Consider the following 21,160-nt stretch of genomic DNA (forward strand, 5'->3'; position numbering starts at 1 on the left):
GGGCCCCCGCGCGTCAGCGCGGCCCCCGCCGTCCGTCCGTCGGGCCGCCCTCGCGCGTCCGCGCCGGCGGGCGCAGGGACTGGCGGACCGACCAGATCACCGAGACCAGCGGCACCGCCACCACGGCTCCCACGATCCCGGCGGCGATGGCTCCCGCGACCACCGACAGGGCCACCACCATGGGGTGCAGGCGTACGGCCCAGCTCATCACCAGGGGATGGAGCAGGTGCCCCTCGATCTGGCCGATGACCACGATGAGCACGATCACCAGGCCGGCCACGAGCGGCCCCTGGGCGGCGAGCGCGACGATGGCGGCCACGCCGAGGGCCACCGGGGAGCCGACGAGCGGGACGAACGCCGCGAAGAACTCCAGCAGCGCGAGCGGAACGGCCAGCGGGACGCCCAGGACGAACAGCGCGACGCACACCAGGATGGCGTTGGTCGCCGCCACGAGCACGATGCCGCGGGTGTATCCCGTGAAGGTCCGCCACGCCGCCTTCCCGGCCCCTCGCACCCGCTCCCGCACGCCCTGCGGCAGCTGTTCGCAGAACCAGCCCCACTGCCGGTCGCCCGAGTGGATGAAGAAGACCGAACAGAACAGCCCGAGGGCCGCGACGGTGAGCACCGCCACGACCCGACCCGCCCCGCTGACCGCGGTGTTCAGCAGGGTCGATCGGTGGCTGGAGAGGTACGTGCCGATCTTGGACTGGAGATCGCTCAGCACGTTCGAGTCCAGCCGGAAGGGCGGTCCGCTGAGCCAGGTCTGGATCCGGTCCAGTCCTTGCCTGAACTCCCGCACCAGTGAGGGCCACTCGTTCGCCACCGACTCGCCGACCAGGGCGAAGGCCCCGAGCACGAGGAGCGCACTGACGACCAGCACGAGGGCCACCGCGAGCGGTCGGGGCATGATCCGGTCCAGCCGGTCGGCGGCAGGGCGCAGCATCGCGGCCGCCACCAGGCCGAGGAAGAGGGCCAAGGCGATCTCGTGGAACTTTCCCAGGACCGAGAAGACGGCGTAGGCCACGGCGCCCACGACCAGGATCCGCCAGGCGTACGCGGCGGCCGTCCGCAGGATCGGGGGCACCGGCGCGTCCACGCCGGGCCGCCGTCCGCGGCGCGGGCCGGGCGGGCGCCGGGCCGGCCGCGTCACGAGTCGCCTGGTCATGTGCGGCCGCACCTCCGAGGTGTGTTGGTCACCACGGGCTATCACCCCGCCGGCGCCCGCTCCGCGCGCCGCGCAGCGCGTTCGCCCGAAGGCGTCATGCGCGCTGGGCCGAAGGAGCCCACGGGACGTTGCCCGCCCCACCGAGACCTCGCTGGTCAAGAGGGGTTTCCCGACGGGGGTGCGCGACCGGCAACGGGAAACCCGTCGACCTCCGGGTCCGCCCGGGACAGGCTGAAGGTGTCAGCACGTCAGCACGGAGCAAGACCCACAAGGGGACATCATGCGCAAGATGATCCGCGGCGCCGCCGCGTTCGCCACCGCCACGGCCGCCGTTGTCGCACTGAGCGGCGCCGCCGGCGCCCAGCCGGCCAACCCGTGGGCGGGCTGCCCGGACGGAGCGGTCTGCATCTACCCGCAGAACCAGAACCCCGCCGTGAAGCCGAGCCACGTGTTCTACAGCTACGGGGCCCACAACCTGAGCAACCAGTACGGCAACCACTGGGTGCTCAACAACCAGACCGGCGGCGCCGGCGCCCGCCTGTGCACCGGCTCCAACGGGGTCAACTGCGGCAACTCCATCGCCCAGGGCACCGGCGTCTACGCCGACCTCGGACCGATCAACTCGATCACCCTCCACCGCTGACCGGTCCCCGAGGGACGGCGCAACGACCGCGCACGCGTTCGCCCGTTCGCAAGGACGTTCCGGCGCCGGCCGCCCGGCCCGCTCCGGAGCGTCCTCCTTTCCCGCCACGCCCCGCGCACGGCCGGTCGGCCACCCCTCCCCCGCGCTAGCCTGGGCCTCTGCCTCTCACTGCCTGGGCGCGCACTGCCATGGGGGACGTCTTGGGGGATCCGCACCGCGGACGGGCCACCGGCCGGCCGTACACGCCGGACGACGCATCGGACGACTCTGCCGACGGCGCCGCGCCGCACTTTCCCGCCCAACTGCGGCGGCTTCGGGTGCAGCGCGGCCTGTCGCTCTCCGACCTGGCCCGCCGGACGCACTACAGCAAGGGCTACCTGAGCAAGATCGAGACCGGCGCGAAGCCGGCCACCGTCGACGTGGCGCGCAGCTGCGACCGGGCCCTGGACGCGGAGGGCGAACTCCTGCGCCTGCTGCCGGAGAGCGCGGAGTCGGATCGGCTGCCCGGGGCCCGTTCCGCCGACCGATCCGCCGACAGATCCGCGGGCCGATCCGCGGCGCCGCCCGGCGCCCCGCCGGGCGGACCCCGGTCGCAGGGTCCCCAGTCGGACGGCGAGTGTCCCTACCGTGGCCTGGCCTCGTTCACCCCCCGGGAGGCGGGGTGGTTCTTCGGCCGGGAGCGGGCCACCGCCGCCCTCGTCGAGCGGGTCCACGAACGCCTCGGCCACGGGCCCCTGCTGCTCGTCGCCCGCTCGGGCGCCGGCAAGTCCTCCCTGCTCAGCGCCGGTCTGGTGCCGGCCCTCGGGCGCGGCGGCTTCCCCGTCGCGGGCGCCGACGGCTGGCCGGTGGTCCGGTTCACCCCCACGGCGCACCCGCTGCGCGAGCTGGCCGACGCCACCGCCAGGGCCCTGGGCGAAGACATCGGCCACACCCCCGGGGAACTCGGCGCCCGGCCCGAGCTGTTGCTCGAAGCGGTTCACCGGCTGTCGAACGCTGCCGGGGCCTTCCCCCCGCGGGCGGGCGGCCGCCCTCTCCCGACCGTGCGGCCCGTGTTGCTGGTCGACCAGTTCGAAGAGCTGTTCACGCTCTGCCCGGACGAGGACGAGCGGCGCGCCTTCGTACGGCTGCTCTGCGCCGTGGCCCGGTCCCGGCCCGCGCTGACCGGGTACGACCCCGCCGTCGTCGTGCTCGGCGTGCGGGCCGATTTCTCCGGGGACTGCCTGGAACTTCCCGAGCTGGCCGCCGTCTTCACCGACGGACTGTTCGTGCTGCCTCCGATGTCCGTGGCGGAGTTGCGGGAGTCGATCACGCGCCCGGCGGAGCTCGCCGGTCTCACCCTGGAACCGGGGCTCGTCCCGCTGCTGCTACGGGACGCCGGCGTACGCGAGGGAGCGGGCCGGAGCGGGCGGAGCGAGCGGCCCGGCCTGCCGGAGGTCGGACGGGAGAACGGGCCGGAGGGCGGGTTCGAGGGCGGACCGGAGAGCGGACCGGAGAGCAGGCCGGGGGACGCGCCCTGCGGCGCCCTGCCCCTGATGTCCCACGCGCTGATGGCCACCTGGCAGCGGCGTGAGGGAGCCGCGCTCACCGTCGCCGGATACGAGTACGCCGGCGGCATCCAGGGCGCCGTCGCGCAGAGCGCCGAGCAGGTCTTCGCCCGCCTGTACCCGGCCGAGCAGCGGACGATCCGGCGGCTCCTCGTACGGCTCGTCCACATCGCCGACGGCGCCGGGCCGGCCCGGCGCCGGGTGAGCCGGACCGACCTGCTCGAAGGGCAGGACGACGCCGACCGGGCGGCGGCCGCCCTCGACGCGTTCGTCCGGGCCCGGCTGATCACCACGGACAGCGACACCGTCGAGATCACCCACGAAGCCCTGCTGCACGCGTGGCCCCGGCTGCGCGGCTGGATCCATGCCGACCGGGCCGGACTCCTGGTCCACCAGCAGTTGTCCCAGGCCGCCGAGGAATGGGCGCGCGAGGGCCACGATCCGTCCGTCCTCTACCGCGGTACCCGCCTCGCCACCGCCCGCGCCTGGGCCGAGGACCTCGACGGCGGCAGCACCCTCGGCGCCCGGGAGGCGGCCTTCCTGCGGGCCGGCCTGGCCGCGCAGGACACCCGCAGGCGACAGGCCGGACGCCAAGTCCGGCTGCAGCAGCGGATGCTGGCCACCCTTCTGGTCCTGCTCGTACTGGCGCTGGGCGCCGGCAGCGTGGCGTACCAGCAGCGCTCCGGGGCGCTCAGCCAGGAGCGCACTGCCCGTTCGCAGGCCCTCGCCGTGCGGTCGCTCTCGCTGGCCGCCGGCCAGCCCGAGGCCTCGATGGTGCTCGCGGAGGAGGCGTACCGCACCGAGGCGACGAGCGAGGCGCGCGGCGCCCTGCTCAGCACCCAGTCCCAGCCGTTCCTGGCCCGGCTCGGCGAGCACGGCGGACCGGTCAACGCGGTGGCCTTCGCCCCGGGCGGGGGCCTGTTGGCCACGGCCGGATCCGACGGGAAGGTCCTGCTGCGCCGGATGGCCGACCGTCGGAGGGTCGCGGCCTTCGCCATGCCCGGCCGGGTCCGTACGGTCGCCTTCAGCCCCGACGGGCGGACCCTGGCGGCCGGTTCCACCGACGGCCCGGTCCGGCTCTGGCCCACCTCCGGCACCGGGCCGGCGACCCTTCTGCCCCCGGGCACGACGGGTGCCAGGGCGATCGCCTTCGCCCCGGACGGGCGCACCCTCGCCGTCGCGGCCGCCGACGGGACCGTACAGCTGTGGGATCCGGCCGGCGACCACCGGGAGTTCGCGGCCCTGACCGGGCACGTCGGAAGGGTCGACGCCCTGGCCTACGCGCCGGACGGCCGCTCCCTGGTCTCGGCCGGGGCCGACCAGACCGTACGCCTGTGGGACACGGAGCGGGCCCGTCCGGTCGCCGTGATGGAGGGGCACACCGGAGAGGTGCTGGGCGCGGCCTTCGCCCCCGACGGACGGACGGTGGCCACCGGCGGAGTCGACCGGACCGTGCGGGTGTGGGACGTCGCCGCGCACCGGACGGTCGCCACGCTGACGGGGCACAGCGACGACGTCAACGCGGTCGTCTACACGCCGGACGGCACCACCGTCGTCAGCGGGAGCGGCGACGGCACCACTCGGCTGTGGGACGTCGGCAGCGGCCGGCTGACCGCGACGCTGGCCGGGCACACCGACTACGTACTGGCGGTCGCCGTGGATCCGGCGGGCGCCGTGCTGGCGACCGCCGCCTTCGACCAGTCCGTCGTGCTGTGGGACCTGCGGGGTCCCGTACTGACGGCCCGTCCGTTCACCGAGGTCTGGCACGCCGCGTACAGCCCCGACGGGAAACTGCTGGCCGCGGCCGGCGCCGATCACGCGGTGGCGTTGTGGGACGTACCCGGGCGCCGGGTCCTGGCCTCGCTCGCCGGGCACACCGAGACCGTGTTCTCGGTGGCGTTCGCACCGGACGGCCGCACCCTGGCCTCGGCCGGCGCCGACGGCACCGTACGCCTCTGGGACACCGCCACCCGCACCGCCCTCGCCACCCTCACCGGGCACGACGGCACCGTGTTCTCGGTGGCGTTCGCACCGGACGGCCGCACCCTGGCCTCGGCCGGTGCCGACGGCACCGTACGCCTCTGGGACACCGCCACCCGCACCGCCCTCACGACCCTCACCGGGCACACGGACTTCGTCAACGACGTCGCCTTCTCCCCCGACGGGCGCACGCTGGCCAGCGCCGGGGACGATCTGACCGTACGGCTGTGGGACGTGGCCGGGCGCCGCCCGCCGGCCGAACTCACGGGGCACGCGGGGGCGGTACGGGCGGTCGCGTTCAGCCCGGACGGGAAAGAGCTGGCCAGCAGCGGCAACGACGGCACGGTCCGGCTGTGGGACACGGGGCGCCGTCGCGTCACCACCGTCCTGACCGGGCACACCGGTTCCGCGCGGGGCGTCGCCTTCTCCCCCGACGGCCGGACGCTGGCCAGCAGCGGCAACGACCGCACGGTGCGGCTGTGGGACCTTCCCCGCCGCCGGCTCCGGGCCGCCCTGTCCGGTCATACGAATGCGGTGTGGGGCGTCGTGTTCTCCCCCGACGGGCGAACGGTGGCGAGCAGCAGCAACGACGGCACCGTGCGCCTGTGGAATCCGGATCCGGGTGCGCGGCTGGCGGACATCTGCCGGATGGCACTGCGACCCGGGCGCTCCGCACGCGCGTGTAGGTAGACCTGCACGCGGAGAGCGGCACGCTGACCGGTACGTGGACCTGGCGGGTGGTTTCCCAGGGGGTTTCCCGTTGCCCGTTCGGGGAGGGCCGCGTCCGGCCGTGGACGGGGCGCCGAGGCCGCCGTCAGGCTGGTCCCGGACGCGGCGCCCGCCAAGTGGCCTGCGGACGGACGTGCTTCGGCGCGGGGACAGCGCCCCTCCGCGGCGCGGCGTACCGGGCACCGAGCACCGAGCACCGAGCACCGAGCACCGAACAGCAAGTACCGAGCACCGAGCAGCACGCACCAGGAACGAGGTACTCCGCCATGCCCGACCGATCAGGTCCCCGCCGAACCGCACGCGTCGGCACCCTGCTCGCCTTCCTGGCCGTCCTCCTCTGGTCGCCCCCCGCCCCGGCGGCCGCCGAAGGCGCCTGCCGCGTTCTGGCCCCGGGAGCCTCGGCCGCGGCCGAGCGTGCCGTGGGCGCCGCCTGCGAACAGGTGGGCAGGGACGTCTGGTACACGTGGGGCGGCGGTCACGGCCAGCAGCCCGGTGCCACGTACGGGCAGGTGGACCCCACCGATCCGGCCAGCGAACACGATCCCGAACGGCTCGGATTCGACTGCTCGGGGCTCGTCCGCTACGCCTATGCCCGAGCGGCAGGGGCGGACGTCCTGGACGGGGTGGCCAGTCAGCAGTACTACACGCACCGGGCCGCCGGCCGTTTCACCGCCGCGCAGGGCCTCGCGCCGCTGCTCCCCGGCGATCTGCTCGTATGGGGCACCTCGCAGCGCCTGCACCACATCGCGCTCTACCTCGGCGCGGGCCACATGGCCGAGGCCAAGCAGTCGGGCACCAAGCTGATGGTCAGTGACGTCCGGCTGACCGGGGACTACTTCGGGGCGGTCCGCGTCGACACGGGCCCGGTCGACGGCCACGTCCTGCGCACCTGGGGCTCCGGCGTCTGGACCAAGGACCGGCCGTCGACGGCGGGCGCGCGCGTCTACGCCCTCCCTGGACCGACGACGATCCGCGTGGGGTGCCAGAAGCACGCGGAGGTGGTGACCTCCGACGGTTACAGCAACGACGCCTGGTCCTATCTCCCGGACTACGGGGCCTGGATGACGAACATCTACATCCAGGGGCCGGATTGGCTGGAAGACGTTCCTGTCTGCCACTGATCGTTTGTAGGCTCTCAAATGGCCCCACCGGGCCCAACTCCACCCTTAACCGACCAAGTCGAGGACAAAAGTGCGCTTTCCGTCCCATCAGCGACGCCTTGTCACCGGTGCCGCCCTGCTCGCCGTGATCGCCGGGGGCGTGCTGCCGGCCACCGCCGCTCACGCCGCCGCGCCCACCACGCCCGCCGCCCTGTCCCTGCCGCTGACCGCGCCCGGACAGGTGGCACCCGGACAGGTGGCGCCCGATCTGGAGGCGCTGACCCAGGCGCTGCGCAACACCACGGCGGCCGGAGCTCCCGGCGCGATGGCCCGCTTCACCGGTCCGGAGGGCGTCTCGACCCGGGTGGAGGGTGTCCGCGACCGGAGCACGGGCGCGGCGATGGACCCCGCGGCCCGCTTCCGGATCGGCAGCGTCACCAAGACGTTCTCCACCGTCGTCCTGCTCCAGCTGGTGGACGAGGGCAGGATCGAGCTGGACAAGCCGGTCAACAGCTACCTGCCGGGCCTGCTGCCCGACGACCGGATCACGGTGCGCCACCTGCTGACCCACCGCAGCGGCCTGGCGGACTACACGAACGCGATGTTCGAGCACACCGTTCCCGGCTTCGAGGCCGTCCGGAACAAGGTGTTCACCTACCGCGAGCTCGTCGGCCTCTCGCTCGCCGAGCCGAGGACCACCGAGCCCGGCGTGTCGTACAAGTACTCGAACACGAACATGGTCGTCGTGGGCATGCTGATCGAGAAGGCGACCGGCAAGGGGGTGGCCAAGGAGTACGAGCGGCGCATCATCAAGCCGCTCGGGCTGCGCAACACCTCGTACGTCCATCCCGGCACGGCCATCAAGGGCCTGCACGCCAACGGCTACCTGCACCCGGACGAGGCCGGCGCGCCGCTCGTCGACTCCACCGAGCAGACCGTCTCCTGGGCGCAGTCCGCCGGCGCGATGATCTCCAACGCGGCCGATCTCAGCACCTTCATGTCCGCGCTGGTCCGCGGCAGGCTGCTGCGCCCGGCCACCCTGGACGCCATGCTCACCATGACCCCGACCGACACGACGAACACCCGGTTCTACGGGCTGGGCCTGCGCCGCTACGACCTCTCCTGCGGCACCCAGGTGTACGGCCACACGGGCACGGTGCAGGGCTTCTACACCTACGCCTTCACCACCCGCGACGGCAAGCGCTCCCTCTCGGCGATGGCGAACACCTCCAACCGGGGCCAGGCCAACACCGCCTTGGGCGGCACCCTGGAGGCCGCCTTCTGCGGCAAGGCGCCCGCGGCCGGACCGGCCACCGCGCGCGGCTTCGCGTTCGCCCCGGCCGCGGCGGAGGCGGACCTCCCCGAGCGCGGCTGACGGCGATTCGCTCAGACCGAAGGCTCCTGCCCCTTTGCTTGGGGGCGGGAGCCGGGAATGCTGAACTCCGCAATCCCGCACGGGTGTTGTCCCGTGTGACCGATGAGGAGGACACGATGGCCGACGCACTGCCCGTGAAGCGTTCCCGGAGGGGGCCGGGCCCGCGGGCCCGCAGGATGCTCGCGGCCACGGCGGGGGCGGCGGCGCTGGTTCTCGCCGTCCCCGCGGTCGCGTACGCGGCGCCGCCCACGGCCCTGCCCGCCAACGCGGACGGGCTGGACCAGACCTTCCAGCCCGCCTTCGACTACGACCGGGACGGCTGCTACTCCACGCCCGCCATCGGGCCGGACGGCACCATCGCTCCGGGCCTCAAGCTGGGCGGTGACGTCAACGGCAGCTGCCGCGACCTCTCCGACCTGAACAACACCAACGGATACTCCCGTTCGAAGTGCAACAACGGCTGGTGCGCCGTCATGTACGCGCTCTACTTCGAGAAGGACCAGGTGTCGCTCGGCCCGGGCAGTGCCGGACACCGGCACGACTGGGAGCACGTCGTGGTGTGGATCCAGAACAACCAGGTCGCCTACGTCTCCACCTCGGAGCACGGGAACTTCAAGGTCCACGCCGCCTCGCAGATACGTTTCGACGGGACCCACCCGAAGATCGTCTACCACAAGGACGGGATCGGCACGCACTGCTTCCGGGCCGCGAACTCCAACGACGAGCCGCCGGAGAACCACAAGGGGACCTGGCAGTACCCGCCGCTGGTCGGCTGGAACGGGTACCCGGCGGGGCTGCGCGACAAGCTGAGCCAGGCCGATTTCGGCAGCGCCCTCCTCGGGATCAAGGACGGCCAGTTCAACGGCCACCTCGCCAAGGCCAAGCCCGCGGGCATCCCCTTCGACCCGAACGCGTGACGGCGGTGTGACGGACGTCTCGGACATCTCAGCCCTTCCGGACGTCTGGGATGTCCGATACGTCCGAGGCATTCAGGATGTACGCGACATCACGCACTTATCCGGACCCCCTGGCGACCCGCTCGGGGGCTCCGGGTAGGGTCGTCGTACGAGCGCGCCGCCCCGGCACCCCGGGGAGGCGCGAGGTCGGACGGCCGTCGATCACGGTGCGCTCCCCCGCCGTGCCGCCGTGCCGCCCCTCGGGCGCTGACCCGCACGGCGCGGCCGGGTGCCCCCGGCTCGACCGTCTCCGTCCCGCCCCTGCCCGGCCGCCGGCCGCCCTGCCCGGAAAATCACTGCCGCAATGACCACCGCGCTCCACCCGCCGTCCGCCCCCAGCACACCCGCTCCCGCCCCCACGCCGGCCCCGGAATCCCCCCGCCGCCGTGCGTTCGCCGGCCGGGCCCCCGCCCGGCCCACGGCCGCCGCCGCGGTCCACAGCATCAGCGCCGCGACCACGGTCCTGCTCTCGCTCGTGGCCATCGGAGCCGCGCTCCACGAGCCGATCCTGATTCCGCCCCTGGCCGCCAGCGCCGCGCTGGTCCACAGTGCCCCGACGCTGCCGCTGGCCCAGCCCCGCGGGGTCGTCCTCGGACACCTGCTGGGCGCCGCCGTCGGTTACGGGGTCCTGGCCCTGGCCGGGGGCAGCGCGTGGGCCGCCGCCGTGGCCGCCGGGGTCACGCTGGCGCTGGTCATGGCAGCGCGCACCCCGCATTCGCCCGCCTGCGCCACGGCCGTCGTGGTGGTCCTCCAGAGCCCGGCGCCCGCGCGGTTCGTCCCCCTGCTCTTCGGCTCGACCGTACTGATCGTCCTGACCGGGTACGCCGCCTCCCGCGTGCGACGCAAGGCGCCGAGGTATCCCGCGTACTGGTGGTAGCCGGGTGGCACGGGTGACGGTTCGAGATGCGCTCCCGGCCCGTGGCTGGTTCGCTAAAATCCGCCCGCTGTCCCCCACAGCGCCAGGAGTCGACATGAGTGCAGGCGAGTCCCACGGCCGGTCGCAGCAGCTGCGCGACAAGGCCCAGGAGCTGAACGAGGCGGCCACCCGGTCGACCGATCCCGACGAGAGCCGCCGGCTGCGGGACAAGGCCCGCCGGCTCCAGGAACAGAGCGAGCAGGAACGCGTCATCGACGACCCGGGCATGGACCTGCGGTAACCGGCCCCCGGGTCCCGGCGGGGCGGCGGAACCCGCGGCCCCGCGCGGACCGGCCACCGGTCCCCGGCAGCTGCCGAGCGGCGACTACGGAGCCGCCGTCACCGGAGCCTCGTCGAGCTCCCACGCGTGGCGCTTGAATTCGCGGGCGAAGTCCGCGTGGTCCTCCCACTGGCGGGCGATGCCCCGCAGCACGTCCCAGTGGTGCTCCACCGCCTGGTCGATGACCCGGCGGACGGCCGGTTCGGCCGTGGCCCGCTGCTCGATGAGCCCCTTGGCCACCGAGGCCTCGAGCGCCGCGTTGCGCAGCGCGCGCAGGGCCCGGGAGGTGTCGTCCATCGCGAAGCCGCTGTCGCTGCCCGTCTCCTCGGCGAAGAGCGGGGTCAGCCGCGCCTCGATGAACGCGGTGATCCGCTCGAAGTGACGTACGTCCATCGGTGGCTCCATCTCGGGTCGCTCTCGGTTGCCGGTGCGAGCCGGGCCCGCACCGTCGATCATTATCCCGCAGCCGGTGTCCCCCTCCCGCCCCGGGGCGGCCGTCTACGCTGGCGGCATGGACGAGTTGGACGGCGCGGAGGTCATCGCCTTCGCGGACGCGGAGGCCTTCGAGAACTGGCTGGCCACGCACCACACCCGGCACGCGGGCGTGTGGGTCAAGCTGGCGAAGAAGACGTCGGGCATCGCGTCGGTGTCCGCCGACGAGCTGGTCGACAGCGGACTCTGCTACGGCTGGATCTCCGGGCAGCGCCGGTCCCTCGACGAGCGGTACTACCTCCAGAAGTACGTGCCGCGCAGGCCCCGGAGCCTGTGGTCGCAGGTCAATGTCGACAAGGTCGCCGAGCTCACCGCTCTGGGGCGGATGCGGGAGCCGGGCCTCGCCGAGGTGCGCCGGGCCCAGCGGGACGGCCGTTGGACGGCGGCCTACGCCTCCCAGCGGACGGCGGAGGTCCCACCCGACGTCACGGCGGCGCTGGCGGCGGATCCCGCTGCCCGCGAAGCCTTCGAGGCGCTCGACCGGACCGGGCGGTACCTCGCGCTCCTGCCCGTCCTCCAGGCCCTGACGCCGGAGAGCCGCCGGGCCCGCCTGGACAAGGCCGTACGCCTCCTGGCGCGGGGCGGCACGGACTGACGCCGGGGTCCCTTCAGGGGGCCCGGACCTCCCGGGGCCGGCCGGAGCCGTCCACGCGGACCAGCAGCCCGCCCGGCGCGCCCGGGCCGGCCGACCCTCCCGGCGCGCCGACGCCTCCGTGGCCGAAGGTGACGTCCGTCGCGTCCGGAGCGAGCACGTCGACGGAGTACAGGAACAGCCGCTCCCGCACGGGCGGCCCGACGCCCGCCGCCTCGGCACGGCGCCGCCAGTGCGCGGGCGCCCCTGCGAGGGCGAAGTCCTTGAGGGCTTCGAGTTCCCCGAGGACGCGGCGGATGCGCGCCGCCGCCTCGTCGAGGCCGACCGGCTCGGAACCGGCGTCCGCGTCGGCCCCGCCGGGACCGATCGTCACCCCGCAGTCCGTAGCGCCGCCGGCTCCGGCCGGCGCGGCCGCCGGGTCCATCTCGATCACGCCGGTCAGCCGGCCTTCCGCGTCCGGGCGCAGGACCCCCAGCCACGGATGGCGGACGGGCCCGGCGAGCCGGGCGCAGCACGGGGCGAGCCGTTCCGAGACCAGACGTCCGCAGGTGGGACACAGGAGGTGGGCGAGACAGGCCGGGTCGCCGCCTTCCGGGAAGGTGTCCATGGCGTCAGCCTAGTGCGGTGGACCTTCCGGTCAGCACTGGGCGCGTCGGGGCCCTGCCGTCCTACCAGCGGACCGGGAAGCGCGTCACGCCGCGCATCAGGCTTCCCGCGTGCCAGAGGCGGGGGCCGGCCGCCGGGTCCTCGGTGAGGCCGGGGAAGCGTTCGAGCAGGGAGCGGATCGCGATGCGGCCCTCCATGCGGGCCAGCGGGGCGCCGATGCAGAAGTGCAGTCCGTGCCCGAAGGCCAGGTGGCCCTGGGGGGCGCGGCGGATGTCGAAGACGTCGGGCGCGGCGAAGCGCGCGGGGTCGCGGTCGGCCCCGGCCAGGGAGACGAGCACGGTGGCCCCCGCCGGGATGGTGGTGCCGCCGATGTCCAGGGCCTCGCGGGCATAGCGGTACGTGGAGTGCTGCACGGGGCCGTCGTAGCGGAGCATCTCCTCGACCGCGCCGTCGAGCAGTCCGTCGAAGTCGGCGCGCAGCGAGGCGAGTTCCCCGGGGTGGGCGAGCAGGGCGCGCACGCCGTTGGACACCAGGTTGACGGTGGTCTCGTGGCCCGCGACCAGCAGCAGGAAGGCCATCCCGATCAGCTCGTCGTGCGAGAGGGCGTCGCCGTCCTCGTCCCGGGTCCGGATCAGCGCGCTGAGCAGGTCCTGACCGGGATCCTTGGCCTTGGCCTCGACGAGCTCCGCGAGGTAGCCGCCGAGCTGCCGGTGCGCGGTGTTGTTCGGGGTCCCGGGGGCGGGGGCGACGACCTCGTTGGACCAGTACCGGAAGCGGGCACGGTCGAGATCGGGGACGCCGAGCAGTTCACAGATGACGGTCATCGGCAGCGGGAAGGCCAGCATGTCGATGAGGTCCCCGGAGCGCTCGGGCCGGGCGGCCATGGCGTCGAGGAGTTCGTCGGTGATCCGCTGGACGCGCGTGCGCATGCCGTCCATCCGCCGGGCGGTGAACTCCCGGGCGACCAGGCGGCGCAGCCGGGTGTGGTGCGGCGGGTCGGACTCCAGCATGTTGGAGTTCACGGCCGTGGCGAGTGTGCCGGGGAACGCGCCCGAGGTGCGCCAGTCCTTGGACAGGGCCGGGTGGCTGAGCGCCTGGCGCGCCTCTTCGTGGCCGACGACCAGCCAGCAGGGCTCGAACGCGTCGGCGGAGACGACGACCTCGTGGACCGGTCCGCTCTCGCGGAGTTTCGCGTAGAACGGGTACGGGTCGGCATCGAAGTCATCGGCACTGGCACTGATGTCCACTACTGGCATTCGACCACAGTAGAGCGGGAGTTGACGTGCGCAAGGGAGGATTTCCGGACACCCCGGGGCGACTCGCCGATCACGGTATTCTGCCGCCCTTGCCATACGAAAGAGGGGGGACGGTCATGACCACCGCACACGAGGTGCGCCGGACAACCGTGGACATCGCCACCCATGACGGCACGTCGGACGCCTATCTGGTCCAGCCCGAGGGCGAAGGCCCGCATCCCGGGGTCCTGCTGTACATGAACGCCCTCGGAGTGCGTCCGCACATCAAGTCGATGGCGGACCGGATCGCGGCGGCCGGCTATGTCGTCCTGGTGCCCAATCTCTTCTACCGCCACGGGCGCACGCCGGTGTTCGAACTGCCGGAGTTCGTCGACTTCGCCCGGCAGCCGGAGATGTTCGACCGGGTGGGTCCGGTCCTCGATTCCCTGACGCCCGAGCTCGCGATGCGCGACGCACCGGCCTATCTGGACTGGCTCGCCGGCTTCCCGGCGGTCTCCGCGGGTCCGGTCGCCCTCACGGGGTACTGCCTGGGCGCCCGGCTGGCGCTGCTGACGGCGGGTACGTATCCGGATCGGGTGGCGGCCGCGGCGGGGTTCCACGGCGGGGCCCTGGCCACCGAGGGGGTCGACAGTCCGCACCTGCTGGCGCACCGGGTGACGGCGGAGCTGTACTTCGGCCACGCCGACCAGGACCCGTCGCTGCCGGCCGAACAGATCGACCGGCTGGACAAGGCCCTGTCCGCCGCGGGCGTCCGCCACCGGACCGAGGTGTACGAGGGCGCGGCGCACGGATACACCCTGGCCGACACCACCAGCTACGACTCGGCCTCGGACGAGCGGCACTGGGCGGCACTGTTCGCGCTGCTCGACCGGACGTTCTGACGCGCGGGCGGCGGCCGTGGAGTGGGGAGGCGTCCTGCGACGCCTCCCCACCCCTCGGACCTGGAGGCAGACCCACAGGTCCCCCGGCTCCAGGGTCCCGGGTCCCGGGTCCCGGGTCCCGGGTCCCAGGTCCCAGGTCCCAGGTCATGCTGCCGCGCGGGTCGCCGGCACGCCTCCGGGCTGCCCACCAGCGAGACCGGGCGCCGCCGGGCCGGACGGTCACCGGGCCGGTCTGACGGCCGCTCCGGTGGCCGCTCCCCGAGCGGCCGGGCCGACTACTCGACGACGAGCTCGACCGAGATGTTGCCCCGGGTGGCCCGGGAGTAGGGGCAGACCTCGTGCGCCTGCTTGACCAGCAGGGCGCCGGTCTCGCCCGCCAGGGCGTCCGGGAGCTCCACGCGCAGGACGGCGGCCAGCCCGAAGCCCGCGCCGTCCTTGCCGATCGAGACTTCCGCGGTCACCGAGACATCGCTGGTGTCGACCTTGGCCTGGCGGCCGACCAGCCCGAGGGCACTGGCGAAGCAGGCCGCGTAGCCGGCCGCGAAGAGCTGCTCGGGGTTGGTGCCCTGGCCGTTCCCGCCGAGGGCCGGGGGCATGGCCAGCGCGAGGTCGATCTGACCGTCGGAGCTGACGGCGCGGCCCTCGCGGCCGTTGGCGGTGGCGACTGCGGTGTAGATCGCGTCCATCTCGGGGTTCCTCTCACAGGCGGGGGCGGGGCCATCGGTCGCTGACCTCGCTCCACCAATATGGCACACAATTAAGTTGTGCACAATTTAGTTGCCGGCATGGCACCCCGCGTACACTGGACCCCATGACCGAGCAGCCGATCGACACCCTCCCCGACCAGGACTTCCTGCGCCTCGACGGACAGATCTGCTTCGCCCTCGGCGCGGCGAACCGCGCTTTCGGAAGCCTCTACCGGGTGGTCCTGAAGGACCTCGGGCTCACCTACCCGCAGTACCTCGTGATGCTGGTGCTCTGGGAGCACGGTGAGATGCCGGTCAAACAGCTCGGACAGCACCTGCGGCTCGACTCGGGGACGCTGTCCCCCCTGCTCAAACGCCTGGAGGCGGCGGGCCTGATCTCCCGCGAGCGCAGCTCCCAGGACGAGCGGTCCGTGCACGCGCGGCTCACGGCGGCCGGTAGCGCCCTGCGCACCCGGGCCGTCGAGGTCCCCCGGCGCATCGCCGTGGCGACCGGCTTCGAGCTCGGCGAGATCAGGGACCTCCAGGACCGCCTGCGGCGGCTCACCGCCGCCCTGGACGCGGCGGTTCCGCAGGAGTAGGCGGATCCTGCGCGGTGGCGGGCGGCGGGCTCCACAGCGGGTGCTCGCGCCGCGCCCAGTCCGTGTCCACCTCGCCCGTCCGCATCCCGCGCCGGGCCTCCGGATCGGCCACGGCCTTCATGACGTGGCCGACGACGGCGACCGCCACGGCGATGGCCAGCCAGTCGTGGACGAAGGTCGCTCCCGTCCGCCAGCGCAGCGGGGCCAGGCCCGTGCACCACATCAGCAGGCCGGTGCCGAGCATCACCAGGGCCGCGCCGGCGCTCCAGCTCGCGTAGAGCTTCTGGCCCGCGTTGAACTTACCCGCCGGACGCGCCGACCGGCGGTGGTCGCGGCGCAGCGCGGATCGCAGCCAGGCCCGGTCGTGGGGGCCGAAGCGGTTCAGCCGGCGCAGGTCGGTCCGGAAGGCCCGGGATACGAGGCCCAGCAGCGCGGGGACCGGCAGCAGCAGCCCGGACCATTCGTGGACGGTGACCACGAGGTGGCGGCGGCCCACGAGTTCGGCGAGGGGCGGCAGGTAGAGACAGCCGGCCGTGACCAGACACACCCCCGCCACGGCCGCGGTGGCCCGGTGGACCCCGCGCTCGGCCGGGCTGAACCGGCGCACCCGGGCGGGGGGCCCGGCCGCGGGCCCGGCCCCGGACCCGGCCGGGCGGCCGGAGGAGCTGCCGTACGGGCGGCCGGAGGGAGTACCGGCGCGGGTGCCGGAGGGGGTATCGGAGGGGGAATCAGACCGTGGGTGCATCGTCGCGTCCGTTCGACTTGCCGACCCAGGCATCGACGTCGTAGCCGAGTTCCTCCCAGTAGCCGGGCTGTACGTCCTGGGTGAGGGTGATGCCGGACAGCCATTTCGCCGACTTGTAGAAGTACATGGGCGCCACGTAGAGGCGGACCGGGCCGCCGTGCGCGTGGCTGAGCGGCTTGTCCTGCATCGCGAGGGCGACCATGACGTCGTCGCGGCGGGCCTGCGGGATCGTGAGGCTCTCGGTGTAGGTGCCGTCGAAGCAGGTGAAGCGGATCGCGCGGGCCTCGGGGCGGACGCCGGCCGCGTCGAGGAGCCGGGTGAGCGGGACACCCTCGAACGGGGTGCCGGGGACCCGCCAGCCGGTGACGCACTGGACGTCGCGGACCACGCGGGTCTGCGGCAGCCCGCGCAGTGCGTCGAGGGTGTACGTGGCCGGGCGCTCGACCAGGCCGTCGACGGTGAGCCGGTAGTCCGCCGGGCCGCGCTCGGGAACCGAGGAGGCGACGGAGTAGTAGCGGAACCCGCCGCCGCCCGGCAGCAGCCCCGTCAGGCCCGTGGGGTCCTTCGTCGCGGCCTTGCCGAGCGTCGCGTCGAGACCGCTCTGCAACTGCGGTCCGGCGGCCAGGCCGAGCGCGCCGAGCCCCACCATGCCGAGGACGAGCCGCCGGCCGACGGGGGCACCGCGGCCGTCGGAGCCGGAGGGGTCGGCCGGATCGGCGGGGGCGACCGGATCGGAGGGGCCGGCGGGGGCGGACGGGTCGTGCGGGTGGCCGGGATCGGCTTCCGGTTCTCTGCTCACGTGCCGATTCGACCACCCGCCGCACTCCCTGACCAGGGTTCGCGGACCACCGTCAGACTTCCGTCAGATCCGTCAGACTTCCGTTCAGACTTCCGTCGGATTTCCGGTACGTCCGTCGGCGGCGCCGCCGGCCGCGCTCCGGCCGGTGCGACCGCGTCAGCCCCGGAAGTCCTCGGGGCGCTCCGGCGAAGCCTCCGCGAGCGCCTTGATCACGGCCTGCGTGCCGGCGCGGAGTCCGTAGACCGGGGTACCGGGCTGCTGGCGCCAGGAGTCGTCGATGCCGCCCGAGTCGACCGTGTCGAAGCCGAGTTCGTCGATGAGGGCCCGTACCGTCTTCTTCGCCTCTTCGTCGTCACCGGCGACGGGCAGGGCCTGCCGGTCCGGGTGGCCGGCTTCGAGCGGCCTGGCCAGGATGTCCTCGGCGTAGGTGCCGTTGAAGGCCTTGACGACGGGGTGCCCGAGGTGGCCCTCGGTCCACCGGCTCTCGGTGAGGCCCTCGTCCTCGATGGCGGGGATCCGGCCGTCGCGCTGGCGGGGGTAGTAGTTCCCGGTGTCGATGACCACGAAGCCGGGCGCCGCCCCGTCGAAGAGGCCGGAGGGCAGGTCCGGGACGTTCTTCAGCGGGACCGTCACGACGACGACCTCGGCCCCACGGGCGGCCTCGGCGACGGTGACCGGGGTGGCGCCGGTTTCCTCGGCGAGGGCGGTCAGCGTTTCGGGGCCGCGCGAGTTGGCGACCGCCACGTCGTGTCCGAGGGCGGTGAGGCGGCGGGTGAGGTTGCCCCCGATGTTGCCCGCGCCGATGATGCCGATCTTCATGAGCTCTCCCGTGCGTCCAGGGGTGTTCGGATGTCTCGATGATCCGAACCACCCCCGGGCGCAGGGCATTCCGCCCCGGCCCGACGGGTTCCTCCGGCCGGGCCCGCGCGCGGCGGGTCCGGCCGGAGTGCGGGACTACGCCCCGCTCGCCTCGAGCATGTCCTCGCGCTCGACGAGCTTCACGCGCGCGCGGCCCTGCGGCTCGCCCAGCGCCTTCTCGGCGGCGTCGAGCTTGTACCAGCCCTCCCACGTGGTGAAGCGGATCTCCCGCGCGGTGAGGAAGGCCTCGACCGCCTCCGGCGCCGGCGTGGCCGGCGTCAGCAGGCGGCCGCCCTGGTGGTCGGCGAGGAGGCTGGCGACCGTCTCGTTCGCGTCGCCCTTGGTGTGGCCGATCAGGCCGATGGGGCCGCGGCGGATCCAGCCGGTGACGTACGTGGACGCCAGGTGTGCGCCCGCTTCGATGACGCGGCCCGCCTCGTCCGGAACCGTGCCGGACTCGACGTCCCAGGGCAGCTTGGGCAGCTCGTCGGAGAGGTAACCGACGGCGCGGTAGACGGACTGGACGTCCCAGTCGGTGAACTGCCCGGTGCCCTTGACGTTGCCGGTGCCGTCCAGCTCGGTGCGCTCGGTGCGCAGGCCGACGACCTTGCCGTCCTCGCCGAGGATCTCCGTGGGCGACTCGAAGAAGTGCAGGAAGAGCTTGTGCGGGCGGTCGCCGATGTCGCGGATCGCCCAGTTCTCGAGGGTCTTGGCGACCATGTCCGCCTGCTTGTTGGAGCGGCGGGTGGTGATCGAACCCTCGTCGTAGTCGATGTCCTCGGGGTTGACGATGACCTCGATGTTCGGCGAGTGGTCCAGCTCGCGCAGCTCCATCGGGCTGAACTTGGCCTGGGCGGGCCCGCGGCGGCCGAACACGTGGACCTCGAGCGCCTTGTTGGCCTTCAGTCCGTCGTGGACGTTCGCCGGGATCTCGGTCGGCAGCAGCTCGTCGGCGGTCTTGGCGAGGATGCGCGCGACGTCGAGGGCGACGTTGCCGACGCCGAGGACGGCGACCTTCTCGGCCTCGAGCGACCAGGTGCGCGGGACGTCGGGGTGCCCGTCGTACCAGGAGACGAAGTCGGCGGCGCCGTAGGACCCCTCGAGCTCGACGCCCGGGATGCTGAGGGCGCGGTCCGCGGTGGCGCCCGTGGAGAAGATCACGGCGTCGTAGAACGAGTGCAGCTCGTCGAGGCTGATGTCGTTCGGGTAGTCGACGTTGCCGAAGAGGCGGACCTGGGGCTTGTCGAGCACCTGGTGGAGGGCGGTGATGATGCCCTTGATGCGCGGGTGGTCGGGGGCGACGCCGTAGCGGATCAGGCCGAAGGGCGCGGGCATCCGCTCGAAGATGTCGATGGACACACCGGGCTCGGTGGCCGCCTCGGACTTCAGCAGGGCGTCCGCGGCGTAGATGCCTGCGGGGCCGGCACCGACGATTGCTACCCGCAGGGGGCGAGGCATGGCTGTTCCCTTCGAACGACGAACATACGCGATCAAGGAAACCCTAAACTGAGGCAAGCCTAACCCAGCACCCGCCCCTTGGTTATGACCATATAACCTTGACTTATGCCCTCCCCAAGCCAGCCTTGGGGCGCGCGTGGGCGGCACGGGCCGTGAGCTGGCCCTGGACGAACGCGTCGGTGTCGGGCGAGTACGGGCCGCCGTGGTCGACGAGCAGTTCCGCTATGCGCCGCCATTCCGCCACGGCCGCGCGTGCGGCGCTGTGTGCACCTTCCGGATCACCCTCGGCGGCGCCCTCGCCGGCCGCCTCGTCGCGGCGCTCGAGGGCTTCCTCGGCCTCCTCGAGGGCCTCGACGCACTCGTGGTGGCTCATGCCGGTGGCGCGCTCCCGCACCTGGGCGCGGGCCGCGCGCTCGGCATCGGAGGGGACGTGCGGCTCGTTCGCGGCGTCGTCGGTCATCGTGATCCTGCCCTCTGCATTCGGTCTCGGTCGTCGTTCCGGTTCCGCCGGTGCGGATGGTGTGGATGGTGCGTCTGGTGCGGACGGTGTGGCTGGTTCGGCTGGTGCGGTCACCACGATCCGGTCAGGACCGTCACCGGAGGGCTCCCGCCCGCGCGGACGGTGAGCGTGCCGGTGTCCCCGTACACCTCGTGCCGCCAGGCCGCGAAGACACGTATCACCCCGCGCGCGTCCTCGGCCCGGCCCTTGCCCACCTCGCGGGAGGTGAAGGACACCTCCGCCAGACCGGTCCCGCGCACCTTGCGGACGCGGGCGTCGGCGGTGCCGTTCGCCTGCACGTCGGGGTCCGAGGCGGTCCGGTGGGCGGCGTAGTAGGCGAAGAAGTCCGCCGTCATGTCGAACCACCCGGCCGCACCGCATGGCCCGGCCCCGTTCGTGACGGCCCCGCCGGTGGCGCCGCCGGACGCGGCGCTCCCGTCGGTGGGCGGACCGGGTGTCCCCGTGTCCTGGTCGGTGGGCGGGTCCGGCGGGCCGGTGTCCCCGTCGGTCGGGGGCCCGGCGTGAGCGCCCGTCTCCCCGTCGGTGGGCGGGCCGGCGTGCGGCCCCGTCTCCTGATCGGTCGGCGGGCCCGCGTAGCCGCCCGTCTGATCCTCCGTCGGAAGGTCCGGAGCGACCGTGCCCGAGCCCCCGCCCGTCGTCCGGTCCAGATCGCAGACGTACGGAGCGGGCGTCGTCACGGGGGCGGGCCCGGCTGCCTCCCCCGCCCGTACGGTGCCGCAGGCCGTGAGCGCGGCGCACAGCAGCCCCGCCAGCGCGGCCAGGGCCAGGTGTCCCCTCGGTGCTGCGGCAGTTGCCGTCATCTCGGCCGTCACCCCCTTCGGCAGTAAGGACGGGGCTCACGGTAGCCGTGGTTCCCCGAGGGCCGCCGATCGGGGCCGGTGCCGGGCGTGGTACCCCTGTTCCGCATGGAAACCGACCGCGCCCGCCCCGGGGATCCCGGGATGCTCCGCGCCGCCCTCGACATCGCCGCGTGCCGCGGC

21 protein-coding genes are annotated in these 21,160 nt (G+C 73.6%); 10 read left to right on the plus strand and 11 right to left on the minus strand.

Annotated features, from left to right (window positions below):
• Positions 1-13: 13 nt before the first annotated feature.
• Positions 14-1,165, minus strand: coding sequence for an AI-2E family transporter (locus ABZY44_RS20395; protein ID WP_356655707.1), 1,152 nt, complete (start codon positions 1,163-1,165; stop codon positions 14-16).
• Between the two features lie 280 nt (positions 1,166-1,445).
• Between ABZY44_RS20395 and ABZY44_RS20400 the strand changes: the two genes are divergently transcribed.
• The 7 genes from ABZY44_RS20400 (at position 1,446) to ABZY44_RS20430 (ending at position 10,649) form a co-directional block, all read left to right on the plus strand.
• Entirely contained in the window at positions 1,446-1,808 is a 363-nt protein-coding gene (locus ABZY44_RS20400) for a hypothetical protein (protein ID WP_356655709.1), read from the plus strand.
• Between the two features lie 188 nt (positions 1,809-1,996).
• Positions 1,997-6,022 (plus strand): helix-turn-helix domain-containing protein, encoded by a 4,026-nt coding sequence (locus ABZY44_RS20405; protein ID WP_356655711.1) that lies wholly within the window; start codon positions 1,997-1,999, stop codon positions 6,020-6,022.
• A gap of 305 nt (positions 6,023-6,327) precedes the next feature.
• Positions 6,328-7,182, plus strand: a complete 855-nt coding sequence (locus ABZY44_RS20410) for an NlpC/P60 family protein (protein ID WP_356655713.1) — start codon at positions 6,328-6,330, stop codon at positions 7,180-7,182.
• Between the two features lie 70 nt (positions 7,183-7,252).
• Complete coding sequence (locus tag ABZY44_RS20415) at positions 7,253-8,536, plus strand: serine hydrolase domain-containing protein (protein WP_356655714.1); 1,284 nt, start codon at positions 7,253-7,255, stop codon at positions 8,534-8,536.
• Positions 8,537-8,712: 176 nt separating this feature from the next.
• Positions 8,713-9,453: an NPP1 family protein gene (locus tag ABZY44_RS20420; protein ID WP_356655762.1), complete on the plus strand. Its 741-nt coding sequence runs from the start codon at positions 8,713-8,715 to the stop codon at positions 9,451-9,453.
• A 343-nt stretch (positions 9,454-9,796) separates the two neighbouring features.
• A complete protein-coding gene (locus ABZY44_RS20425; protein WP_356655716.1) occupies positions 9,797-10,369 on the plus strand; it encodes an HPP family protein in 573 nt (190 codons plus the stop codon).
• A gap of 94 nt (positions 10,370-10,463) precedes the next feature.
• A complete protein-coding gene (locus ABZY44_RS20430) occupies positions 10,464-10,649 on the plus strand; it encodes a DUF6381 family protein (protein ID WP_356655718.1) in 186 nt (61 codons plus the stop codon).
• Between the two features lie 84 nt (positions 10,650-10,733).
• On the opposite strand, the gene ABZY44_RS20435 is transcribed toward ABZY44_RS20430, so the two are convergent.
• Positions 10,734-11,081: a hypothetical protein gene (locus tag ABZY44_RS20435; protein WP_356655720.1), complete on the minus strand. Its 348-nt coding sequence runs from the start codon at positions 11,079-11,081 to the stop codon at positions 10,734-10,736.
• A 118-nt stretch (positions 11,082-11,199) separates the two neighbouring features.
• Here ABZY44_RS20435 and ABZY44_RS20440 point away from each other — a divergent pair, with 118 nt between their 5' ends.
• On the plus strand, positions 11,200-11,775 hold the full coding sequence (locus ABZY44_RS20440) for a YdeI/OmpD-associated family protein (RefSeq protein ID WP_356655722.1): 576 nt from the start codon (positions 11,200-11,202) through the stop codon (positions 11,773-11,775).
• A gap of 13 nt (positions 11,776-11,788) precedes the next feature.
• On the opposite strand, the gene ABZY44_RS20445 is transcribed toward ABZY44_RS20440, so the two are convergent.
• Complete coding sequence (locus ABZY44_RS20445; protein ID WP_356655724.1) at positions 11,789-12,379, minus strand: hypothetical protein; 591 nt, start codon at positions 12,377-12,379, stop codon at positions 11,789-11,791.
• A gap of 61 nt (positions 12,380-12,440) precedes the next feature.
• A complete protein-coding gene (locus tag ABZY44_RS20450) occupies positions 12,441-13,634 on the minus strand; it encodes a cytochrome P450 (protein ID WP_356655726.1) in 1,194 nt (397 codons plus the stop codon).
• Between the two features lie 116 nt (positions 13,635-13,750).
• Between ABZY44_RS20450 and ABZY44_RS20455 the strand changes: the two genes are divergently transcribed.
• Entirely contained in the window at positions 13,751-14,515 is a 765-nt protein-coding gene (locus tag ABZY44_RS20455; RefSeq protein WP_356655728.1) for a dienelactone hydrolase family protein, read from the plus strand.
• A gap of 275 nt (positions 14,516-14,790) precedes the next feature.
• Here the strand turns inward: ABZY44_RS20455 and ABZY44_RS20460 are convergent, their stop codons facing one another.
• Positions 14,791-15,201 carry an organic hydroperoxide resistance protein gene (locus ABZY44_RS20460; protein ID WP_356655730.1) on the minus strand — a complete coding sequence of 137 codons (411 nt, stop codon included), beginning with the start codon at positions 15,199-15,201 and terminating at the stop codon, positions 14,791-14,793.
• Between the two features lie 125 nt (positions 15,202-15,326).
• Between ABZY44_RS20460 and ABZY44_RS20465 the strand changes: the two genes are divergently transcribed.
• The gene (locus tag ABZY44_RS20465; RefSeq protein ID WP_356655732.1) at positions 15,327-15,800 is read left to right on the plus strand and encodes a MarR family transcriptional regulator; all 474 of its coding nucleotides are present in this window, start codon (positions 15,327-15,329) and stop codon (positions 15,798-15,800) included.
• On the opposite strand, the gene ABZY44_RS20470 is transcribed toward ABZY44_RS20465, so the two are convergent.
• The 6 genes from ABZY44_RS20470 to ABZY44_RS20495 all read right to left on the minus strand — a co-directional run bounded on the left by ABZY44_RS20470 (position 15,763) and on the right by ABZY44_RS20495 (position 20,980).
• A complete protein-coding gene (locus ABZY44_RS20470) occupies positions 15,763-16,545 on the minus strand; it encodes a cytochrome b/b6 domain-containing protein (RefSeq protein ID WP_356655734.1) in 783 nt (260 codons plus the stop codon). The genes ABZY44_RS20465 and ABZY44_RS20470 overlap by 38 nt on opposite strands.
• Positions 16,529-17,344, minus strand: a complete 816-nt coding sequence (locus ABZY44_RS20475; protein ID WP_356655736.1) for a molybdopterin-dependent oxidoreductase — start codon at positions 17,342-17,344, stop codon at positions 16,529-16,531. Before ABZY44_RS20475 ends, ABZY44_RS20470 begins: the two co-directional genes overlap by 17 nt.
• Positions 17,345-17,500: 156 nt before the next feature.
• Entirely contained in the window at positions 17,501-18,232 is a 732-nt protein-coding gene (locus ABZY44_RS20480) for an NAD(P)-binding domain-containing protein (protein WP_356655738.1), read from the minus strand.
• Between the two features lie 66 nt (positions 18,233-18,298).
• Complete coding sequence (locus tag ABZY44_RS20485; protein ID WP_356655740.1) at positions 18,299-19,660, minus strand: FAD-dependent oxidoreductase; 1,362 nt, start codon at positions 19,658-19,660, stop codon at positions 18,299-18,301.
• Between the two features lie 103 nt (positions 19,661-19,763).
• Positions 19,764-20,120, minus strand: a complete 357-nt coding sequence (locus tag ABZY44_RS20490) for a hypothetical protein (protein WP_356655742.1) — start codon at positions 20,118-20,120, stop codon at positions 19,764-19,766.
• A gap of 110 nt (positions 20,121-20,230) precedes the next feature.
• Entirely contained in the window at positions 20,231-20,980 is a 750-nt protein-coding gene (locus ABZY44_RS20495) for a hypothetical protein (protein ID WP_356655744.1), read from the minus strand.
• Positions 20,981-21,160: the final 180 nt, after the last annotated feature.

The organism is Streptomyces sp. NPDC006544 (genome assembly GCF_040611715.1).
In the GTDB taxonomy this organism is placed as follows: Bacteria; Actinomycetota; Actinomycetes; order Streptomycetales; family Streptomycetaceae; genus Streptomyces.